Origin of the sequence: Alcanivorax sp. 24, assembly GCF_004360225.1 — a bacterium.
GTDB classification, from domain to species: Bacteria; Pseudomonadota; Gammaproteobacteria; order Pseudomonadales; family Alcanivoracaceae; genus Alloalcanivorax; species Alloalcanivorax xiamenensis.
Window position 1 is genome coordinate 38,370 of sequence record NZ_SNUA01000010.1, and the last position, 15,801, is coordinate 54,170.

Consider the following 15,801-nt stretch of genomic DNA (forward strand, 5'->3'; position numbering starts at 1 on the left):
CCGGCTTACGACCCAGCACGACATCCGGAGAGGGACGTTATGAACGCCAATGCCTTGATCGAGGAACTGCAGGGGCTCGGAGTGGAACTCTGGGCGGAGCAGGAACAATTACGGTTCCGTGCGCCCAGGGGGGTGCTTACCGAGGAGCGGCTTGCCACGTTACGCTCGCTCAAGACGCAAGTGGTCGAATTGCTTCGCGGCGCGGCCTTCGACGCGGTGACCGCCGACAGCGAAGGCCGCCATGAGCCTTTCCCTTTGACCGAGGTGCAGGAAGCCTATCTGTTGGGGCGCAACGAATCCTTCGGCTTTGGCGGGGTGGCCTGCCACGGTTATCTGGAAGCGGTGTATCCGGCTTTGGAACCGCAAGTGTTGGAGGACGCCTGGAATCGGCTGATCACCCGCCATGACATGCTGCGTGCGGAGGTCAGCGCGGACGGTTACCAACGGATATTGCCGGAGGTCCCGCACTACCGGATCGCCATCGCGGATGGACGTGGCTGGTTGCCGTCCGAATTGGAGCGGCATTTACAGGCAACCCGCTCGGAAATGGATCATCGGCTCTATCCAATCGGGCAATGGCCCATGTTCGAACTGCGTCTGACCCGCACGCAAGGGGCCGACATCCTGCATTTTTCTCTGGATGCGTTGATTGCTGACTGGGCCAGCGCGGGGATTCTGTTCTCCGAACTGAATCAGTTGATCCAGGGGTATGGCGATACCTTGTCCGAACTGGAAATCAGCTTCCGCGATTATGTCCTGGCGCAGCGGCGCATGCGTGAGGGGAGCGCTTATCGGCAGGCCCGTGACTATTGGCTGGCGCGACTGGATGACCTGCCGCCGGCACCTCAATTGCCGGTTTTGTCATCGGCTGCCGCGGACAAGGCCTGCTTTCATCGGCATCACTGGCGGTTACCGGCCGGGCATTGGCGGGCCTTGCGCCAGCAGGCCACCGGGTACGGGCTGACGGCCTCCAATGTGGTGTTGACCGCTTACGTCGCGGTACTGCGGCGCTGGAGCCGAAGCCCGGACTTTTCCCTGAACCTCACCTTACTCAATCGCCAGGCGCTTCATCCACAGGTCCATGCCTTGGTGGGAGACTTCACTTCGGTGAGCCTCCTGGCGGTCCGCGCCGCTGATGATTTGCCCTTCCATCGACGGGCGGCGGCATTGGGGGAGCAGCTTTTCGCCGACTTGGATCACCGGTTGTTCTCAGGGGTGGAAGTGATTCGGGAGATCGGCCGGCGGCATGGGCAAGACGCCGCGTTAATGCCGGTGGTGTTCACCAGCGCCATCGGGCTGGGTGGCACCGGCGAGGCAGAGATCGGCTGCCGCCTGGAGAACGGTGTTACCCAGACGCCCCAGGTCTTCCTGGATTGCCAGGTCCGCGACGACGAGGGCGGCCTCGAGGTGAACTGGGATGTTCGTCAGGGCGTGTTTCCTGCCGGGCTGGTCGACGATATGTGGGAGGCCTTCCAGACCCTGCTGCTCGACCTGGCCGGCGGCGAGCACTGGACGGCCACGGAGCCCGTGGTATTGCCCGCCTGGCAGACGTCGACCCGGGCCAGGGTGAATGATACCGAGGCGCCGGTGCCGGACCGGCTGCTGCACCAGGCCGTGCTGGAGCAGGCCGCGCGGACGCCCGACGCTGACGCGGTGGTGGCCCCTGGAGAAACGCTTTGCTATGGCGATCTGGTTCGCCGTGCCGGGGCCGTGGCCGGCGCCTTGCGTGACCAGGGCTGCCGCGCCGGCGATCACGTCGCGATCGTGATGAGCAAGGGCGTGGAGCAGGTGGTGGGCGTCCTCGGCGTGTTGCTGGCCGGCGCCGCCTACCTGCCTCTGGATGTTACTCAGCCCGCGAAACGTCGCGATAAAGTGCTTGCCGATGCCGCCGTCGCGGCGGTGTTGGTGCAATCATCAAACCGGCCCCGGGATCTGCCCGAAGGGCTGCCGGTCATCGAGGTCGACCGGCTCGACGCCACGGAAGGCATGCCGGAGGTCGCTGGCGGTGACCCGGACTCCCTGGCGTATCTGATCTATACCTCGGGCTCCACCGGCGATCCGAAAGGCGTGATGATCACGCATCGCGCCGCGCTCAATACCATCGAGGACATTAATCGCCGATTCGACGTCACCGGCACCGATCGTGTGCTGGGGCTGGCGAATTTGAACTTTGATCTTTCCGTCTACGATATCTTCGGCCCGCTTTCACGCGGCGGCGGGTTGGTGCTACCGGACGCTCAACGCGGGGCTGATCCGTCTCATTGGGCGGAATGTGTTATCGGACATGGCGTCACGCTTTGGAATTCGGTGCCGGCACAATTGCAGATGCTGACCCATTACCTTGATGCGGAACCGGCCGCCATGCCCAGCCTGCGTCTTGCTCTGGTGTCGGGGGACTGGGTACCGCTGTCGCTGAAAGCGAATCTTCACCGCCACGCCCCGGCGGCGGACCTGGTGGCCTTGGGCGGCGCCACGGAAGCGGCGATCTGGTCCAACTACCATCGGGTGGCGACGGTGGACCCGGAATGGACCAGCGTTCCCTATGGACTACCGCTGGCCAATCAGGGGTTTCGGGTGCTTGACGCGGGCCTTCGTGACCGCCCGGTGTGGGTGCCCGGCGAGCTCTATATCACTGGAATGGGATTGGCCACCGGCTACCTGGGCGACGCGGCGTTGACCGAAACACGCTTTTTTCACCATCCGGTGGACGGACAGCGCCTGTATCGAACCGGTGATATGGCCCGATATCTGCCGTCCGGCGAGTTGGAGTTTCTTGGTCGCGATGACGGCCAGGTCAAGATCCGGGGGCATCGTGTGGAACTCGGTGAAGTGGAGGCGGCGCTATCGGCATATCCCGGCGTGGCCGCCGCCGTGGCGGTCGCCGCCGGGAACGATAAAGGGGATCGGACCCTGTTGGGGTTTGTCGAAGCGAAGCGGGGGACGACGCCACATGCCGCGTCCCCGCCGGTCGATGCGGCGCGACGCCTGGCCGGGCACCAACTGAAGGATACGGACACCGAACACGCGGCGGATCAGGTCGATGCCCTGCATCGTGCCGCTTTGGTTTCGATGCTTTGGCTCCTGAGGGAACATGGGTTGTTCTCCGACCGGGAAAAGGGTGTCACCCCGGATCAAGTGTTGCAGGCCCTGACGGTGGCGCCACGCCACCATTGGTTGGTGCGCCGCTGGTTGGCGTTGTTGGTGGCGCATGGGTGGCTCACCGGTGATGACGCTGGCGGCTACCACCTTGCCACGGAGCTGGCGGCTGATGACATGGAGCGGTCATGGCGCATTGTGGCGGAGAGGGCGGCGGGACGAGAGGGTGGCAGCGCCTTTGTCGCCTACCATGAAGACCATGTGGCGCGCCTGCCACGGCTGTTGAGCGGTGAACAGAATCCGTTTGAACTGCTGTTTCCCGAAGGCTCCCAGGAGCCGGCCCTGGCCTTGTACCGTGATGATCTGATCGCGCGCTACAACAACCACGCGGTGGCGGCGTTCGTGAATCGGGTGGCGGTGGCCAATGAGCGGACGGAGCCGCTGCGCGTTCTGGAGATTGGCGCCGGTACCGGCGCTACCACCGAAGCGGTGGTGCCGATGCTCGACGGGTGCCGGGTGGAATATCTGTTCACCGACCTGAGTCCGTTCTTTCTCTCCGCCGCCCGGCAGCGTTGGCGGGCGCTGTCCTGGATGCGTTTTGGTCTGTTCAATCTGGACCAGAATTACCGGGCGCAGGGCCTGGCGCCGAACTCCATGGACGTGGTGATTTGCGCGGGGGTGCTCAGCAGCACCCGCGATCCCGACGCGGCGGTGGGCCGCATCGCTGAATTGCTGGCACCGGGAGGCTGGTTGATCCTCACCGAGCCGACCCGGGAACATCCGCATATCATGCTCACCCAGGGTTTCATGATGGAGCCGGCCGGTGATCGGGAAACCGGTGCTGCCCCGTTCCTGTCCCAAGACGGCTGGCGCGACCTGTTGGCTGGCCAGGGAGGCGAGGATGTCGTCTGTTTGCCGGATGCCTCGCACCCCCTGTCGGTTTGGGGCATGAATATGATGGCCGCCCGTTTCAAAGCGGATCGCGCGCCGCTGTCTTGCGAATCAATCCGCCAGTTTCTGGCTGAGCGATTACCCAGGTACATGATCCCCTCCCATCTGCAGGTGCTTGATCGTCTGCCGCTCACCGCCAATGGCAAGGTGGACCGCAGCACCCTGAGCCGCTGGCTGCCAGCGCCGCTGATGGGAGAAGACACCCTCGCCGAGACGCCCTCGGACGACCCTCTGGAGGACAGCCTCGGGGCGCTATGGGCGGCGGCTCTGGGTCTGCCCGCCATCGGTCGCGATGACAACTTTTATGATCAGGGCGCCGATTCCCTGGTGCTGGCAAGAGTGGCCGGACAGATCCGTGACACCGTGCCGGAGGCGGGGGATTTCACCTATGACGCCTTGCTCCGGCAAATGCTCAATGAGCCGACGGTGGCGGCGCTTGCCGCGGTCTTGCGCTCGGCGGCGGAGGGTGACACGGCCACGCCGGTGGATGGCGGCGCGCCCGCCGAAGTGGGAACGGCACAAACACGTGCAGGGAGTAATGCGCTGATCGTGCCATTCGGCGGTGGTGAAGGGCCGGTACGGGTACTGTTCCACGCCGCGCTCGGCACCATGGATTATTTTCAGCATCTCGGCCGGGCGCTGGCCGCCCAACAGGTCGGCCCGGTGATCGGATTGGCGGTGGCGGACGCCGAGCAGTATGTCTCCATTCCCCATCAGGAGTTGATTGGCCGGGTCGCCGACGACTACGCACGGCGTTTGCTGGATGAGGGCTATCACCGCTTTCAACTGATCGGTTATTGCCTGGGCGGGTTGCTCGCCATGGAAGTGTCCCGCCGCTTACTGGAGCGGGGCGTGGAGGTCATCGACCTGACGCTGGTGGACAGCATCCCCATGTTCATCAATACCGATGAGGAACTCGCCTTCGAGGCGATTTTCGCGCCGAACCTCAATCTTGATCCGGTCAAGGATGTGTTTGGCGAGGGGCTGAACGAGGCGGATGTTTATCGCGCCATTGAAACGCTGATGCAACGCCATGAGCGGCATATTCCCGCCGGCGCGATGGCGGCGTTGGATGGCGATGACGGGCTGCGGGCGGTGGCCGGGGCGGTGCGACGTCGCTCGATGATTCCCCAGGACCAGCGCCTTGCCGAATACGCCCGCGTGGCCGCCGGTAAAGCCGGCGTGCCGGTGGGGCCGGAGCTTATTCCCGCCTTGTTCCGGGTATGCCGGCACAGTATGCGGGCAGCCTGTTTCGACCCCGCGCCCTATGTCGGTGACATCAACTACCTGCGTTGCAAGGAACAGCAATCCTTTGGCATTACCGCCGGTGTGGGCCATTACGCCGCGCCGTTCTGGCAAAACGCCTGCCTGGGCGTGTTCAACCTGATCGATGTGCCGGGCAACCACTTCAGCGTGATCGAGCCGCCCCACGTGGAGACCGTGGCCGCTCACCTTGCCGAGACTTTACGGAGAGCACTGTGAGCCGAAAGACCAATGAGCCCTTGTACCAGTTGCGGTATCCGGTGGCGGGGCTGATCCGTCTCGGTGTACTGCTGGGTGGCGTGGGTGCACTGACATCGCTGCTGCCGTTTGTCGCCATCGTCGAGCTGGGTCGGGTGCTGTTGTCGCCTGGGCCGCTGGATATCGAACGGGTGGCAATCACGGCGTTGGTGATCGCGCTGGCATTGGTGCTGGGCTGGTTGTGCACCGGGCTGGCGCTGTGGGCCACCCATGTGGCCGATCACCGCATGCAGGCGGCGTTGCGCCGTGATCTGGTGCGGGTACTGGGGCGCGTGCCTTTGGGCTGGTACTCGGATAAGACATCCGGCGCCATTCGCAAGGCGGTGCAGAACGATCTTGAGGATCTGCATCACTTGGTGGCGCACCACGACGTGGAACGGATCGCCGCCTTGGTATTGCCCGCGTCGGGGCTGCTCTATCTATGCTGGCTCGACTGGCGTCTGATGGTGCTGGCGGTGGTGACTTTTCCGGTGTACGCGGTGGCCTACGTCTGGATGATGCGGGGGTTCGGCGACAAGATGGTGCAACTTGACGCCAGCTTTTCTCGGGTCAGCGCCGCCATCGTCGAGTTCGTTCATGGCATTACCGTGGTCAAGGCCTTCGGACAGACCGGGCGGGCTTATCAAGGCTACCGGGAAGCGGTCCATGATTTCAGTGAACGGTATGCCGGCTGGGTACGCCCCCTGTTGCGGTTGGAAGCCCTGTCGTCCCTGGCGTTGTCGGCGCCGGTGATCCTGTTGGCCACGCTCGCTGGTGGTGCCTGGTTCCTGTCCCGGGGCTGGGTCGGGCCGCTGGATGTGATGGCCGCGGCCCTGGTGGGCATGGCCCTGCCGCAAACGTTGTTGACGTTTAATCAGGGCATGGTGGCGCAGCGCAACGCCCAGGCCGCGGCGAAGCGTATTGCGTCGTTGCTCTCGACGGAGCTACTACCGGAAAGCCGGCACCCACGCCAGCCTGCAGGTAGCGCGGTGGAGTTCGAACAGGTGTCGTTCCGTTACGGCGATGGCCATGAGGTGCTGTCCGATATTTCGCTGCATTGCCGGCCTGGCACGGTGACCGCCCTGGTGGGCCGTTCCGGGGCCGGCAAGTCCACTCTGGCCACTCTGGTGCCCCGGTTTCACGACGTCGGTGCTGGAACGGTGCGTATAGGTGGGGTCGATGTGCGGGAAATCGCCCCCGAGGTGCTGTATCGAAAAGTGGGGTTCGTGCTGCAGAACGCGCAGCTGGTGCGCGGCACGGTTCGCGACAACCTCTGTTTGGGCCGACCCGACGCCGAGGACTCGGCGATCATCGAAGCCGCCCGTGCCGCCCGGATTCACGATCGTATCGTGGCACTGCCGCGCGGCTATGACAGTGTCATCGGGGAGGACGCGGTGTTCTCCGGCGGCGAAACGCAACGGCTGTCGATCGCGCGAATGCTGCTCGCGGACACGCCGATTCTGATCCTGGATGAAGCCACCGCTCATGCCGATCCGGAATCCGAGGCGCGGATCCAGGACGCCTTGTCGGTGCTGGCGAAGGGGCGGACCGTGCTGGTGATCGCCCACCGCCTGGCGTCGGTGATGACCGCGGATCACATCGCCGTGCTCGACGGTGGGCGGATTACCGAGCTGGGCGGCCATGAAGCGTTGCTGCGGCGCGATGGTCTGTACGCGCACCTGTGGCGATTGCAGACCGGGCCGGCGGAGGAAGCCAGTGAATGGGAACGGGAGGCACGGGCATGATTAGTGACCTTCTGAAAATACTGGGCCCCAAGCACGCCGGGGATCTGCGTCGCTATTTGCTGTGGCTGGGAGCTTACGGGGTCCTTCAAGGTGTGGCCACCGCCTTTCTCGTGCCGGTGCTGGCGGCCATGATCCACGGTGATGGGCAACGGGCCGCTTACGGCCTGCTCGCTCTGGCATTGACCGTGCTGCTGGTGGCGGTGGCCCATTATCGTCAGGCCATGAAAGGGTTCTCCTTGGCGCTGGTGGTGTTGACCACCTTGCATGATCGGCTCGGCGCGAAACTGGTCTCGCTGCCATTGGGGTGGTTTTCCTCTGAACGGGTGGGGCGCCTGTCACGCAGCGCCACTGGTGGCACCATGATGGTGACCAACGTGTTCGCGCATCTGCTGACGCCGGTGGTGACCGGGGTGCTGACACCGGCCACCACGGCTCTGACGTTGTTGTTTTTTGACTGGCGCCTGGGACTGACCGTGCTGCTGGCGGCGCCATTTATTTATGTTTTGCATCATTGGTCGGCGTCCTGGATCGCACGCACCGAGCAACGGGTTGATGCCGCGGGCGTTGAAGCCAGTAACCGGGTGGTGGAGTTCGCCCGTCTGCAACCGGTGTTGAGGGCGTTTGGCCGCACCCGCGAAGGGTACCCGCCGCTGGACCAGGCCATTGACGCGCAGCAGCGGGCGGGCGGCGACCGGCTCAGCGCCACTTTTCCCCGCTTGCTGATGGCGGGCCTGAGCGTGCATCTGGCCTTTGCCGCCCTGCTGGTGGTGGGGGTGATGCTGGCACTTGCTCATGCCATTGACACCGTGGAACTGGTGGCGCTGCTGGCGTTATCCGCCCGCCTGGCGGGACCGTTGGCGGAAGCGGCGGCGCGCAGTGGCCAATTGCGCATGGCGGCCAATGATCTGCGGCGCCTGGCCGATATCTTCGATCAGCCGCCGCTGCCGGAGCCGGCGCGCTCCTTGCCGATCAGCGACCCGGGGACGGTGTGCCTCTCCAACGTGGTGTTTGGCTATCGGCCGGAACAGCCCATCATCGACGGCGTCTCGCTGCGGGTGCCGGCGGGCAGCATGACCGCCATCATTGGCCCATCCGGATCCGGCAAGACCACCCTGACCTGGCTGATCATGCGATTCCATGATGTTGACAGTGGCGCGGTACAGGTCGGCGGCGCCGATGTCCGTGGTCTGACCAGTGCGGATCTGATGGCGCAGATCGCGCCGGTGATGCAGGACGTCTATCTGTTCGACGATACCTTGGAAGCGAATATCCGCATCGGCGCGCCCGGCGCCAGCGATCAGGATGTCCATGAGGCCGCCCGCCTGGCCGGTGTCGATGAAATTGTGAAAAGGCTGCCGCAAGGCTGGCGCTCGCCGGTGGGCGAGGGCGGTGGCGCCTTGTCCGGCGGTGAACGGCAACGCATCTCCCTGGCTCGGGCGCTGTTGAAAAAGGCCCCTATCGTGATTCTCGACGAGGCCACCGCCGCCCTGGACGCCGAGAACGAACGTCATGTGCAAAACGCCCTTCGTACCCTGCGCGCGCGCTCCACCCTGATCGTGGTGGCCCATCAGTTGTCGACGATTCGTTCGGCGGACCAAATCGTCATGCTCGAACACGGGGCCGTGGTCGCCACCGGCACGCACCCGCAGTTGAGTACCAACGAACCCAGGTACGCGGAATTCTGGCGCGAACGTCAGCGCGCCCGGGGCTGGCGTCTCACCGACGTGGAGACCTCGGCATGATCGCGGTGTTGGGTGGTTATGGCGAAGTCGGTAAAGCGGTGGTGCGTGCGCTGCTGGCGCTGAGGTCGGGGCCTTTGCGGATTGGCGGCCGGGATCCGGTTTCCGCCGAGGCATTCGTACGCACCCTGGATCAGGGACCGGTGGAAGTCGTGACGGTGGATATCAACGATGCGGGCTCTCTGGAGCGTTTCGTCCACGGCTGCACTGTCCTGGTGAACTGCGCCGGCCCTTCCCACCGGATCGGTGAGGGGCCGGCTTTAACCGCCTTGCGCGCCGGCGCGGATTACCTGGACGTGGCCGGTGATGAGCGTTTGCACGCCCGGCTGGATGATCGGGCCTGGCGGGAACAGGGCCGTCGGGCACTGCTCTCGGCGGGTTTGCAGCCAGGGCTGACCGCCTTATTACCATTGTGGCTGGCGCACACCGGATTTGATCGGGTGACATCGCTGACCAGCTATTTCGGGCTACGGGACCTTTTCACCGCGGTGGCCGCCGAGGACTACCGGCAGAGCGTCGAGGATGGTATCGGTCAGCCACGGGCGGCCTGGCGGAACGGTGGTGTGCGGACCGGGGTGCTGATCCGTAAGAAGGGCGTGGGCTTGCCGTTCTTCCCCGGCCCGGTAACGGTCATGCCGTATTTGAATCAGGAGGCCGAACGGGTGGCCGCTGCTCTCGAGCTGGAACACGGGGACTGGTACACGGCGCTGGCCGACGGTCCAATGCGCTCGGTGTTCGACCGGCTTCATACCTGTTCACGCGAAGACGCCTGTATGCAGCTGCAGCGTATGAGCCGGCTGGACCTGGCCGGCAGGGCGCCGTTCGTGACGCTTTTGCTGCGGATGACCGGGCACCGGGAGGGCAAGGAGAGAACTTGTTCGTTGGCGTTGCGGGGGCATCGCAACGCCGACCTGACCGGTGCCCTGGCGGCGGTGGCGGTTGACGCGCTGGCACGAGTCGATGTTCCCGCCGGCCGTCATTTCGCAGCCATGGTATTGGACCCCGGGGCCGCGGTGGAAACGCTGCTGGCCACCGGGATGACCGCCGGACTGTCCGTTATCGAAGGCCCGTTGGAAGCGCTCAACGAAGCCGAGGAGGGGGTGCTGTGATCATCGAGCCCGCCGAGGCCCATTTGGCTGGTGTTGCCGGTGTACGCCGCCATGGGCGTCCGGTTGTCGAGCCCGAGCGGATTCCGCGGGTGATGGAACATCTGGAGGCGGTCGGGCGCCTGGCCATCCGCGACGGTTTGCATCGGTGTGGCTGGCATCACGGTGAGCGTCTGCCGCGTCGGGATCTGACGGCCAGACTCGGCGTGGCGCACCGGCATGCCGGACTGCTGCGGTCCTGGCTTTCGGCTTTGATGTCGGCCGGAATGCTGGAGGAGACAGGCGGCTCTCTCGGTTGGCGAGGCAAGGCGCCATCACCGGACTTCAACGTTAGCGCCCCAAGTGAACTGGAATGGGCCTACGCCGACCTGGGCTTCCCGCCGATCATGGCGAGGGTGCATGGGCGTGCCCTCGAGTCTCTGCCGGATCTGATTCGAGACATGCTCAGTATTGAGCAGGTGCTGTTTGCCGACGGTCGGGTTCTGCAAGCGCTGGCGGCCTATCAGGACAACTTGTTCACCACCTACCTCAACAGCGCCTGCGCCCATCTGGCGAGGCGCCTGGCCGAGTCACGTTCAACCCGTTCGCTGAAGATCGTGGAACTGGGTGGTGGCGCCGGTCTGACCTCTGCCTCCGTGCTGCGGGAATTGCACGGCATCGAGGTGGACTATCTGTTTTCGGATCTGTCGCGGTTGTTTACCGTCGCCGCCCGGGACCGGTTTTCCGCGAGGCCGGGAATGCGGTATGGCCTGCTGGACATCAACACGGCCTTCACCACGCAGGATGTCGCCGCCGACAGCGTCGATCTGGTGGTGGCCGGCAATGTGCTGCACAACGCCCGTGATCTGCGCGCTACCCTCGCGCATATCCGTCAGGTCCTGGCGCCGGGAGGGTGGCTGTTATTCACCGAATCCTGCCGTGACAACCATGCCGTGCTGACTTGTATGCAGTTCCTGCTGTCGCCGGCGTCCGGTGCCGCGGCGCCGGGCTGGTCGGATCGGCGCGGGGTGTCCGGCAGCCCGTTTCTGAACCTCACTGGCTGGCGGGACACCTTGCGGCAGGCGGGATTCGCACCGCTGCTGATTTTGCCGGAAACGGCATCGCCCTTGGCCGCCGCCGGCCAGTACCTGTTTCTGGCCCGGGTGGATGATGACATGGACATGGGGGCCGTATGACGACGCCTTTTTATCAGTGCCTTCTTGATCGGCTGGCAAGGTCACGGGACGACATCGTGCTACATGATGGGAATGGCGGGTGGCACGGGGCGCGATTACTGGAAGCGGTGCGGACGTATCAGGCCTTGCTGAACCAGCATGCCCTGGAGCCCGGAGATCGGCTGATCTGGTCCGGCGACGAAGGGGGAGAGGTGCTGGCATTGCGTATCGCCGCCATGGCCCTCGGCTGCCGCTTTTTCCCCGGCGGTTCATCCTATACGGGGGCGGGCCGTGCGGGTGAAGGTCTGGCGATTGCAATATCCCCGGTTCTTTTTGCCGAAAAAGCCATGGATGGTGGCAGCGCTGGGAAAACGCTCAGATCAACGGACCACGATGTCACCTTGGTTACACTGCGGCAAAAGTTAGAAGGCGCTCGCCGTCTGGCGGTGCTGTCTCCTTTGTCCGGGGTTGGCGGTGATCTGTCCCTGGCCGCCTGGGGCGTGCCGGCCATGGTGCGGTACTGCGATGTTGGGCAAGCCGCCGGAGTCTTTGCCTTCCTGGAATCCGCCGAGGTTGACTCGCTGGTGCTGTCGGAGGCCCGGCTCCGGTCTCTATCGGCGCATCCGGCAGCGCTGCTGGCGGGTCCCGTGTCCTTGCAATCCTTGTTCATAGAAAGTCATGTCGGCACCGATCAACGGGAGTTGATGGCACTGCTTGCCGAGGGCCCTTTCCAGGCGCGTAGGACCCACTTTCTGGTGTCTTCCGACCAGCAACTACTGACGTTGGAAGAGGCCCGCTCGCGGCGTCGCCAACAGGGACGGGATCTGGAACTGGCCGCCATCGCCCATCCGGGGGTGAGTGAGGCGAGAGCGCTGGAGGATGACGCGGGCATCTGGGTCTTGGCGGTAGTGGCGGCGGAATGTACGCCCGTGCCGGTGCGGGAGGCACTCTGGCGAGACCGCGTTTTGACCTCGCTGGGTGGGCATTTCGCCGACGCCGATTGGCGTGGCGGCGTGGCGGCGACCGAGCGCCTGGCGGATATCGCCTTGCGCTCCATGTTGAATGCGCTGTCCCACCGAGGCGTCTTCAACACGCCGGAGGCGGGCTATTCGGAAGAGCAGGTGCTGGCCTGCGCCGCTGAACGCCATCGTCCTCTATTGCGCCGCTGGCTGGCGGTGCTGGAGCACCAGGGACTGCTCCGCCGTGATGGTGGTCAACTGGCGGTGGTGGCGCGGACCGGGCGCTACGACGACGCGGCCCTGGCGTTGGCCTGGGACGAGATGGCGGTGCTCTGGCGAACCGTGACCGGCGCTTCCGGCACCATCGACTACGCGCGGGAAAACAGCGCCGTGCTGGCCCAATTGCTGGCCGGGGAACGCAAGGCCGTCGAGGTGCTTTTCCCGGCAGGGCGTACCGAACGGGCGGCAGCCCTGTACCGGGAAAGCCCGGCGGCCCGTTATCAGCATCGCGCCGTGGCCGCGCTGCTGGCGGAGATCGCCGCGCCCCGTGACGCCAACGACCCGCTGCGCGTTCTGGAAGTCGGCGCCGGCACCGGGGCAACGTCCGAGGTGGTTCTGCCGGCCCTGGCGGGCAAGCCGCTCCACTATGTTTATACCGATGTTTCGCGCTTTTTTCTGGATCAGGCCGCCGAGCGCCTGGACCGGGACCCGCGGGTAACTTTCGCGCTCTACGATATCGACCGCCCGCCACGACAACAGGGATTTTCATCCCATCAATTCGATGTGGTCATCGGTGGCGGCGTGTTGAACGCGGCCCGCGACACCGACGCCTCCGTGGGCTGGCTGCGACAGCTGCTGCGGCCGGGAGGCTGGCTGGTGATCACCGAACCGACGCGGGAGGAATTCTGGGTGATGGCGTCCCAGGCGTTCATGTTGGCGGACGCCGACGACGAGCGTGCGCGCTCTGGACGGACCTTCCTGGATCGGGGGCAGTGGCTGCGGGTGCTCGACCGGGCAGGTCTCGACCGGGTACTCGATTTGCCGCCGGAAGACCATCCGTTAGCGGCGTTGGGACACCGGATCTTCGCCGCCCGGACCAGGGCCGACCGTGCCGATGTCCGGCCCGACGAGGTGCGACACCACTGCCAACGGGCGCTGGGAACGATCGTATCCCGGGTGGAGATTGTCGACCGGCTTCCCGAACCGGGCGAAGACGGGAACTTTGAGTGGGCCCGCACCGTTGGGGAGGTGAAATGACAAGCACTGTGGAACCGCCGCTATCTTATCCGTTCAATCGCTTCGACGGCCTGGAGCTTTCGGAGCAGTACACCCGGGCGCTGAGCCGGACCGGATTGACCCGCATCACGCTGCCGTTCGATGGCGACGCCTGGCTGGCGACACGCTATGAGGATGTCCGTCTGGTGCTTTCGGACCGCCGTCTCAGCCGGGCGGAAGCGACGCAGCGGGAACGGGTGCCACGGGCCTTTCCCCGTGTCGCTGGCGGGATCGTGATCATGGATCCGCCGGAGCTTACCCGTTTGCGTAAACTGGCTCTGCAGGCGTTCACGGTACGCCGCGTGGAGGGCCTGCGGCCCCATGTGCGGGAAGTCGCCGACGGCCTGATCGACGATATGCTCCGCCGTGGCGCACCGGCGGATCTGGTGGCGGATTACGCCTTGCCGATCCCGATGTCGGTGATCTGCCAGTTGTTGGGGGTGCCGTTGGCGGATCAGCCCCGTTTCAAGATCTGGAACGATTCCCTGTTGTCCACCAATGCGCTGTCCGCGGAAGAGACCCAAAAAAACCTGGGTGAACTGTCCCAATACATCATGGGACTGATCAACGAGCGACGGGAGCAGCCCAGGGACGATCTGATTTCCGCCATGATCCAGGCCCGGGATCAGGACGACCGTCTGTCCCAGGGGGAACTGGTGCTACTGTGCATCGCCATTCTGGTGGCGGGCTACGAAGGGGTTTCCTCCCATATTCCCAACTTTCTTTACACCCTGCTGTCGCAGCCGGAAACCCTGGACCGGCTGCGTTCGGATCCGGCCCGTATTGCTGACGCGGTGGAGGAACTGCTGCGTCTCATCCCGCTCGCTTCGGCGGCGATGTTCGTGCATTTCGCCCGTGAGGACGTGCAAGTGGGGGACACCCTGGTGCGCGCCGGGGAGGCGGTATTCGCGTCGGTTGGCGCGGCTAATCGGGACCCGCGCCGTTTCCCTCGGCCGGACCGTCTGGACATCGACCGGGATGCGTCAGGGCACTTTGCTTTCGGCCACGGCATGCACCATTGCATTGGCGCCGGGCTCGCCCGGGTGGAGCTGCAGGAAGCGCTGGGGGCTTTGCTGCGGAGATTTCCGGAGATCCATATTCGCGGAGAGATCGAATGGAAGACCAAGACGTTCTTTCGCGGCCCGCTGCGGATGCCGGTGGCATGGTGAGCCGGCACGGCGGTGGGCGACGCCGCGTGGTGGTGGCGGGCACCGCTTTCGGTCGCATTTACATTGATGCGGTGTTGTCCCGCCCGGATTGTTTTCAATTGGCGGGCTTGCTCGCCAAGGGCAGCGAATACTCCCTCGCCTTGGCGGAGCGCCGGGGCGTGCCGTTGTTTACCGATCCGGAACAGGTTCCCGATGACGTCGATATCGTCTGCGTGGTGGTGCGCTCCGGCGCCCTCGGTGGCGATGGGGCTGAACTGGCGTGCGGATTGCTGAAGCGGGGTTTCCATGTGTTGCAGGAACATCCGGTGCACGGTACGGAAATCGTCGACTGCCTGCGCGCCGCCCGGGCCGGTGGCACCGCCTATGGGGTGAATACACTGTACCCGACTATCAAGCCGATTCGGAGGATGCTGGCCGTCGCGGCTCATCTGCGTCAGCAGCAGCCGCTGGCTTTTATTGATGCCGCTTGCAACAGCCAGGTGGCGTATCCGTTGATCGACATCCTTGGACGCGCGGCTGGTGGGTTGCGGCCCTGGTCGTTTCGGGCCGGGCCGGAGCCGGCCGGCATTGCATCGACGCCATTTCGTTGCCTGAACGCGATCATTGGCGGCGTGCCGACCACGTTGCGCATCCAGAATCAGGTGCATCCCGACGATCCGGACAACCATTCCTACCTGATGCACCGCATTACGTTGGGCTGGGAAGGCGGCGTGCTGACATTGGCCGAAACCCATGGACCGGTGCTGTGGAATCCGCGCCTGCACGCGCCTCGTGATGACACCGGTCGCTTGCTGATGGCGGGACTTGGCACCGGGCGTCTGGCGGTTCCCAGTACCGTGACGTTGAGCGACCCGGTGGCGACGGATTATCACCGCGTGTTCGCCGACGTCTGGCCGGAGGCGGTGGTGTCCGCGCTGTTGCGCCTGTGCCGGGATATCGAGGATCCGGCGCGGCGGGCGGCCAGCGGCCAATGGGCGTTGGCCGTATCACAAGCATGGAAGGATATGACGGCGCAGGTGGGGATGCCGGAACTGATCCGTCCGGACGAACCCCGGGAAGTGTGTCTCGACGCGCTGCGGGCGGCGGCGATGGAAGAGGAGGGGTGAG

8 protein-coding genes are annotated in these 15,801 nt (G+C 64.9%); all 8 read left to right on the top strand.

The genetic code is table 11. The annotated features are described in order from the left end of the window. Nucleotides 1-39: 39 nt before the first annotated feature. From E0L37_RS13985 to E0L37_RS14020, 8 genes are read left to right on the top strand one after another with little or no spacing between them, the layout of a single operon-like run. Nucleotides 40-5,529, top strand: a complete 5,490-nt coding sequence (locus E0L37_RS13985) for a non-ribosomal peptide synthetase (protein ID WP_133492338.1) — start codon at nt 40-42, stop codon at nt 5,527-5,529. Beyond that, a complete protein-coding gene (locus E0L37_RS13990; protein ID WP_133492339.1) occupies nt 5,526-7,292 on the top strand; it encodes an ABC transporter ATP-binding protein in 1,767 nt (588 codons plus the stop codon). Before E0L37_RS13985 ends, E0L37_RS13990 begins: the two co-directional genes overlap by 4 nt. Further along, nucleotides 7,289-9,034: an ABC transporter ATP-binding protein gene (locus E0L37_RS13995; RefSeq protein WP_133492340.1), complete on the top strand. Its 1,746-nt coding sequence runs from the start codon at nt 7,289-7,291 to the stop codon at nt 9,032-9,034. The genes E0L37_RS13990 and E0L37_RS13995 overlap by 4 nt, the downstream gene beginning before the upstream one ends. Further along, nucleotides 9,031-10,140 carry a saccharopine dehydrogenase NADP-binding domain-containing protein gene (locus E0L37_RS14000; RefSeq protein ID WP_133492341.1) on the top strand — a complete coding sequence of 370 codons (1,110 nt, stop codon included), beginning with the start codon at nt 9,031-9,033 and terminating at the stop codon, nt 10,138-10,140. The genes E0L37_RS13995 and E0L37_RS14000 overlap by 4 nt, the downstream gene beginning before the upstream one ends. After that, a complete protein-coding gene (locus E0L37_RS14005; RefSeq protein ID WP_133492342.1) occupies nt 10,137-11,312 on the top strand; it encodes a class I SAM-dependent methyltransferase in 1,176 nt (391 codons plus the stop codon). The genes E0L37_RS14000 and E0L37_RS14005 overlap by 4 nt, the downstream gene beginning before the upstream one ends. Then, nucleotides 11,309-13,507 (top strand): class I SAM-dependent methyltransferase, encoded by a 2,199-nt coding sequence (locus tag E0L37_RS14010; protein WP_133492343.1) that lies wholly within the window; start codon nt 11,309-11,311, stop codon nt 13,505-13,507. Before E0L37_RS14005 ends, E0L37_RS14010 begins: the two co-directional genes overlap by 4 nt. Next, the gene (locus E0L37_RS14015; RefSeq protein ID WP_133492344.1) at nt 13,504-14,694 is read left to right on the top strand and encodes a cytochrome P450; all 1,191 of its coding nucleotides are present in this window, start codon (nt 13,504-13,506) and stop codon (nt 14,692-14,694) included. Before E0L37_RS14010 ends, E0L37_RS14015 begins: the two co-directional genes overlap by 4 nt. After that, nucleotides 14,640-15,800 carry a Gfo/Idh/MocA family oxidoreductase gene (locus tag E0L37_RS14020; RefSeq protein WP_240687477.1) on the top strand — a complete coding sequence of 387 codons (1,161 nt, stop codon included), beginning with the start codon at nt 14,640-14,642 and terminating at the stop codon, nt 15,798-15,800. Before E0L37_RS14015 ends, E0L37_RS14020 begins: the two co-directional genes overlap by 55 nt. The last annotated feature ends 1 nt before the right edge of the window (nt 15,801 follow it).

Excerpts from the sequence above, each read along its gene's own strand:
- E0L37_RS13985 (WP_133492338.1), top strand. The coding sequence starts at position 40 with ATGAACGCCAATGCCTTGATCGAGGAACTGCAGGGGCTCGGAGTGGAA.
- E0L37_RS13995 (WP_133492340.1), top strand. The coding sequence starts at position 7,289 with ATGATTAGTGACCTTCTGAAAATACTGGGCCCCAAGCACGCCGGGGAT.
- E0L37_RS14000 (WP_133492341.1), top strand. The coding sequence starts at position 9,031 with ATGATCGCGGTGTTGGGTGGTTATGGCGAAGTCGGTAAAGCGGTGGTG.
- E0L37_RS14020 (WP_240687477.1), top strand. The coding sequence starts at position 14,640 with ATGGAAGACCAAGACGTTCTTTCGCGGCCCGCTGCGGATGCCGGTGGC.
- E0L37_RS14010 (WP_133492343.1), top strand. The coding sequence starts at position 11,309 with ATGACGACGCCTTTTTATCAGTGCCTTCTTGATCGGCTGGCAAGGTCA.
- E0L37_RS14015 (WP_133492344.1), top strand. The coding sequence starts at position 13,504 with ATGACAAGCACTGTGGAACCGCCGCTATCTTATCCGTTCAATCGCTTC.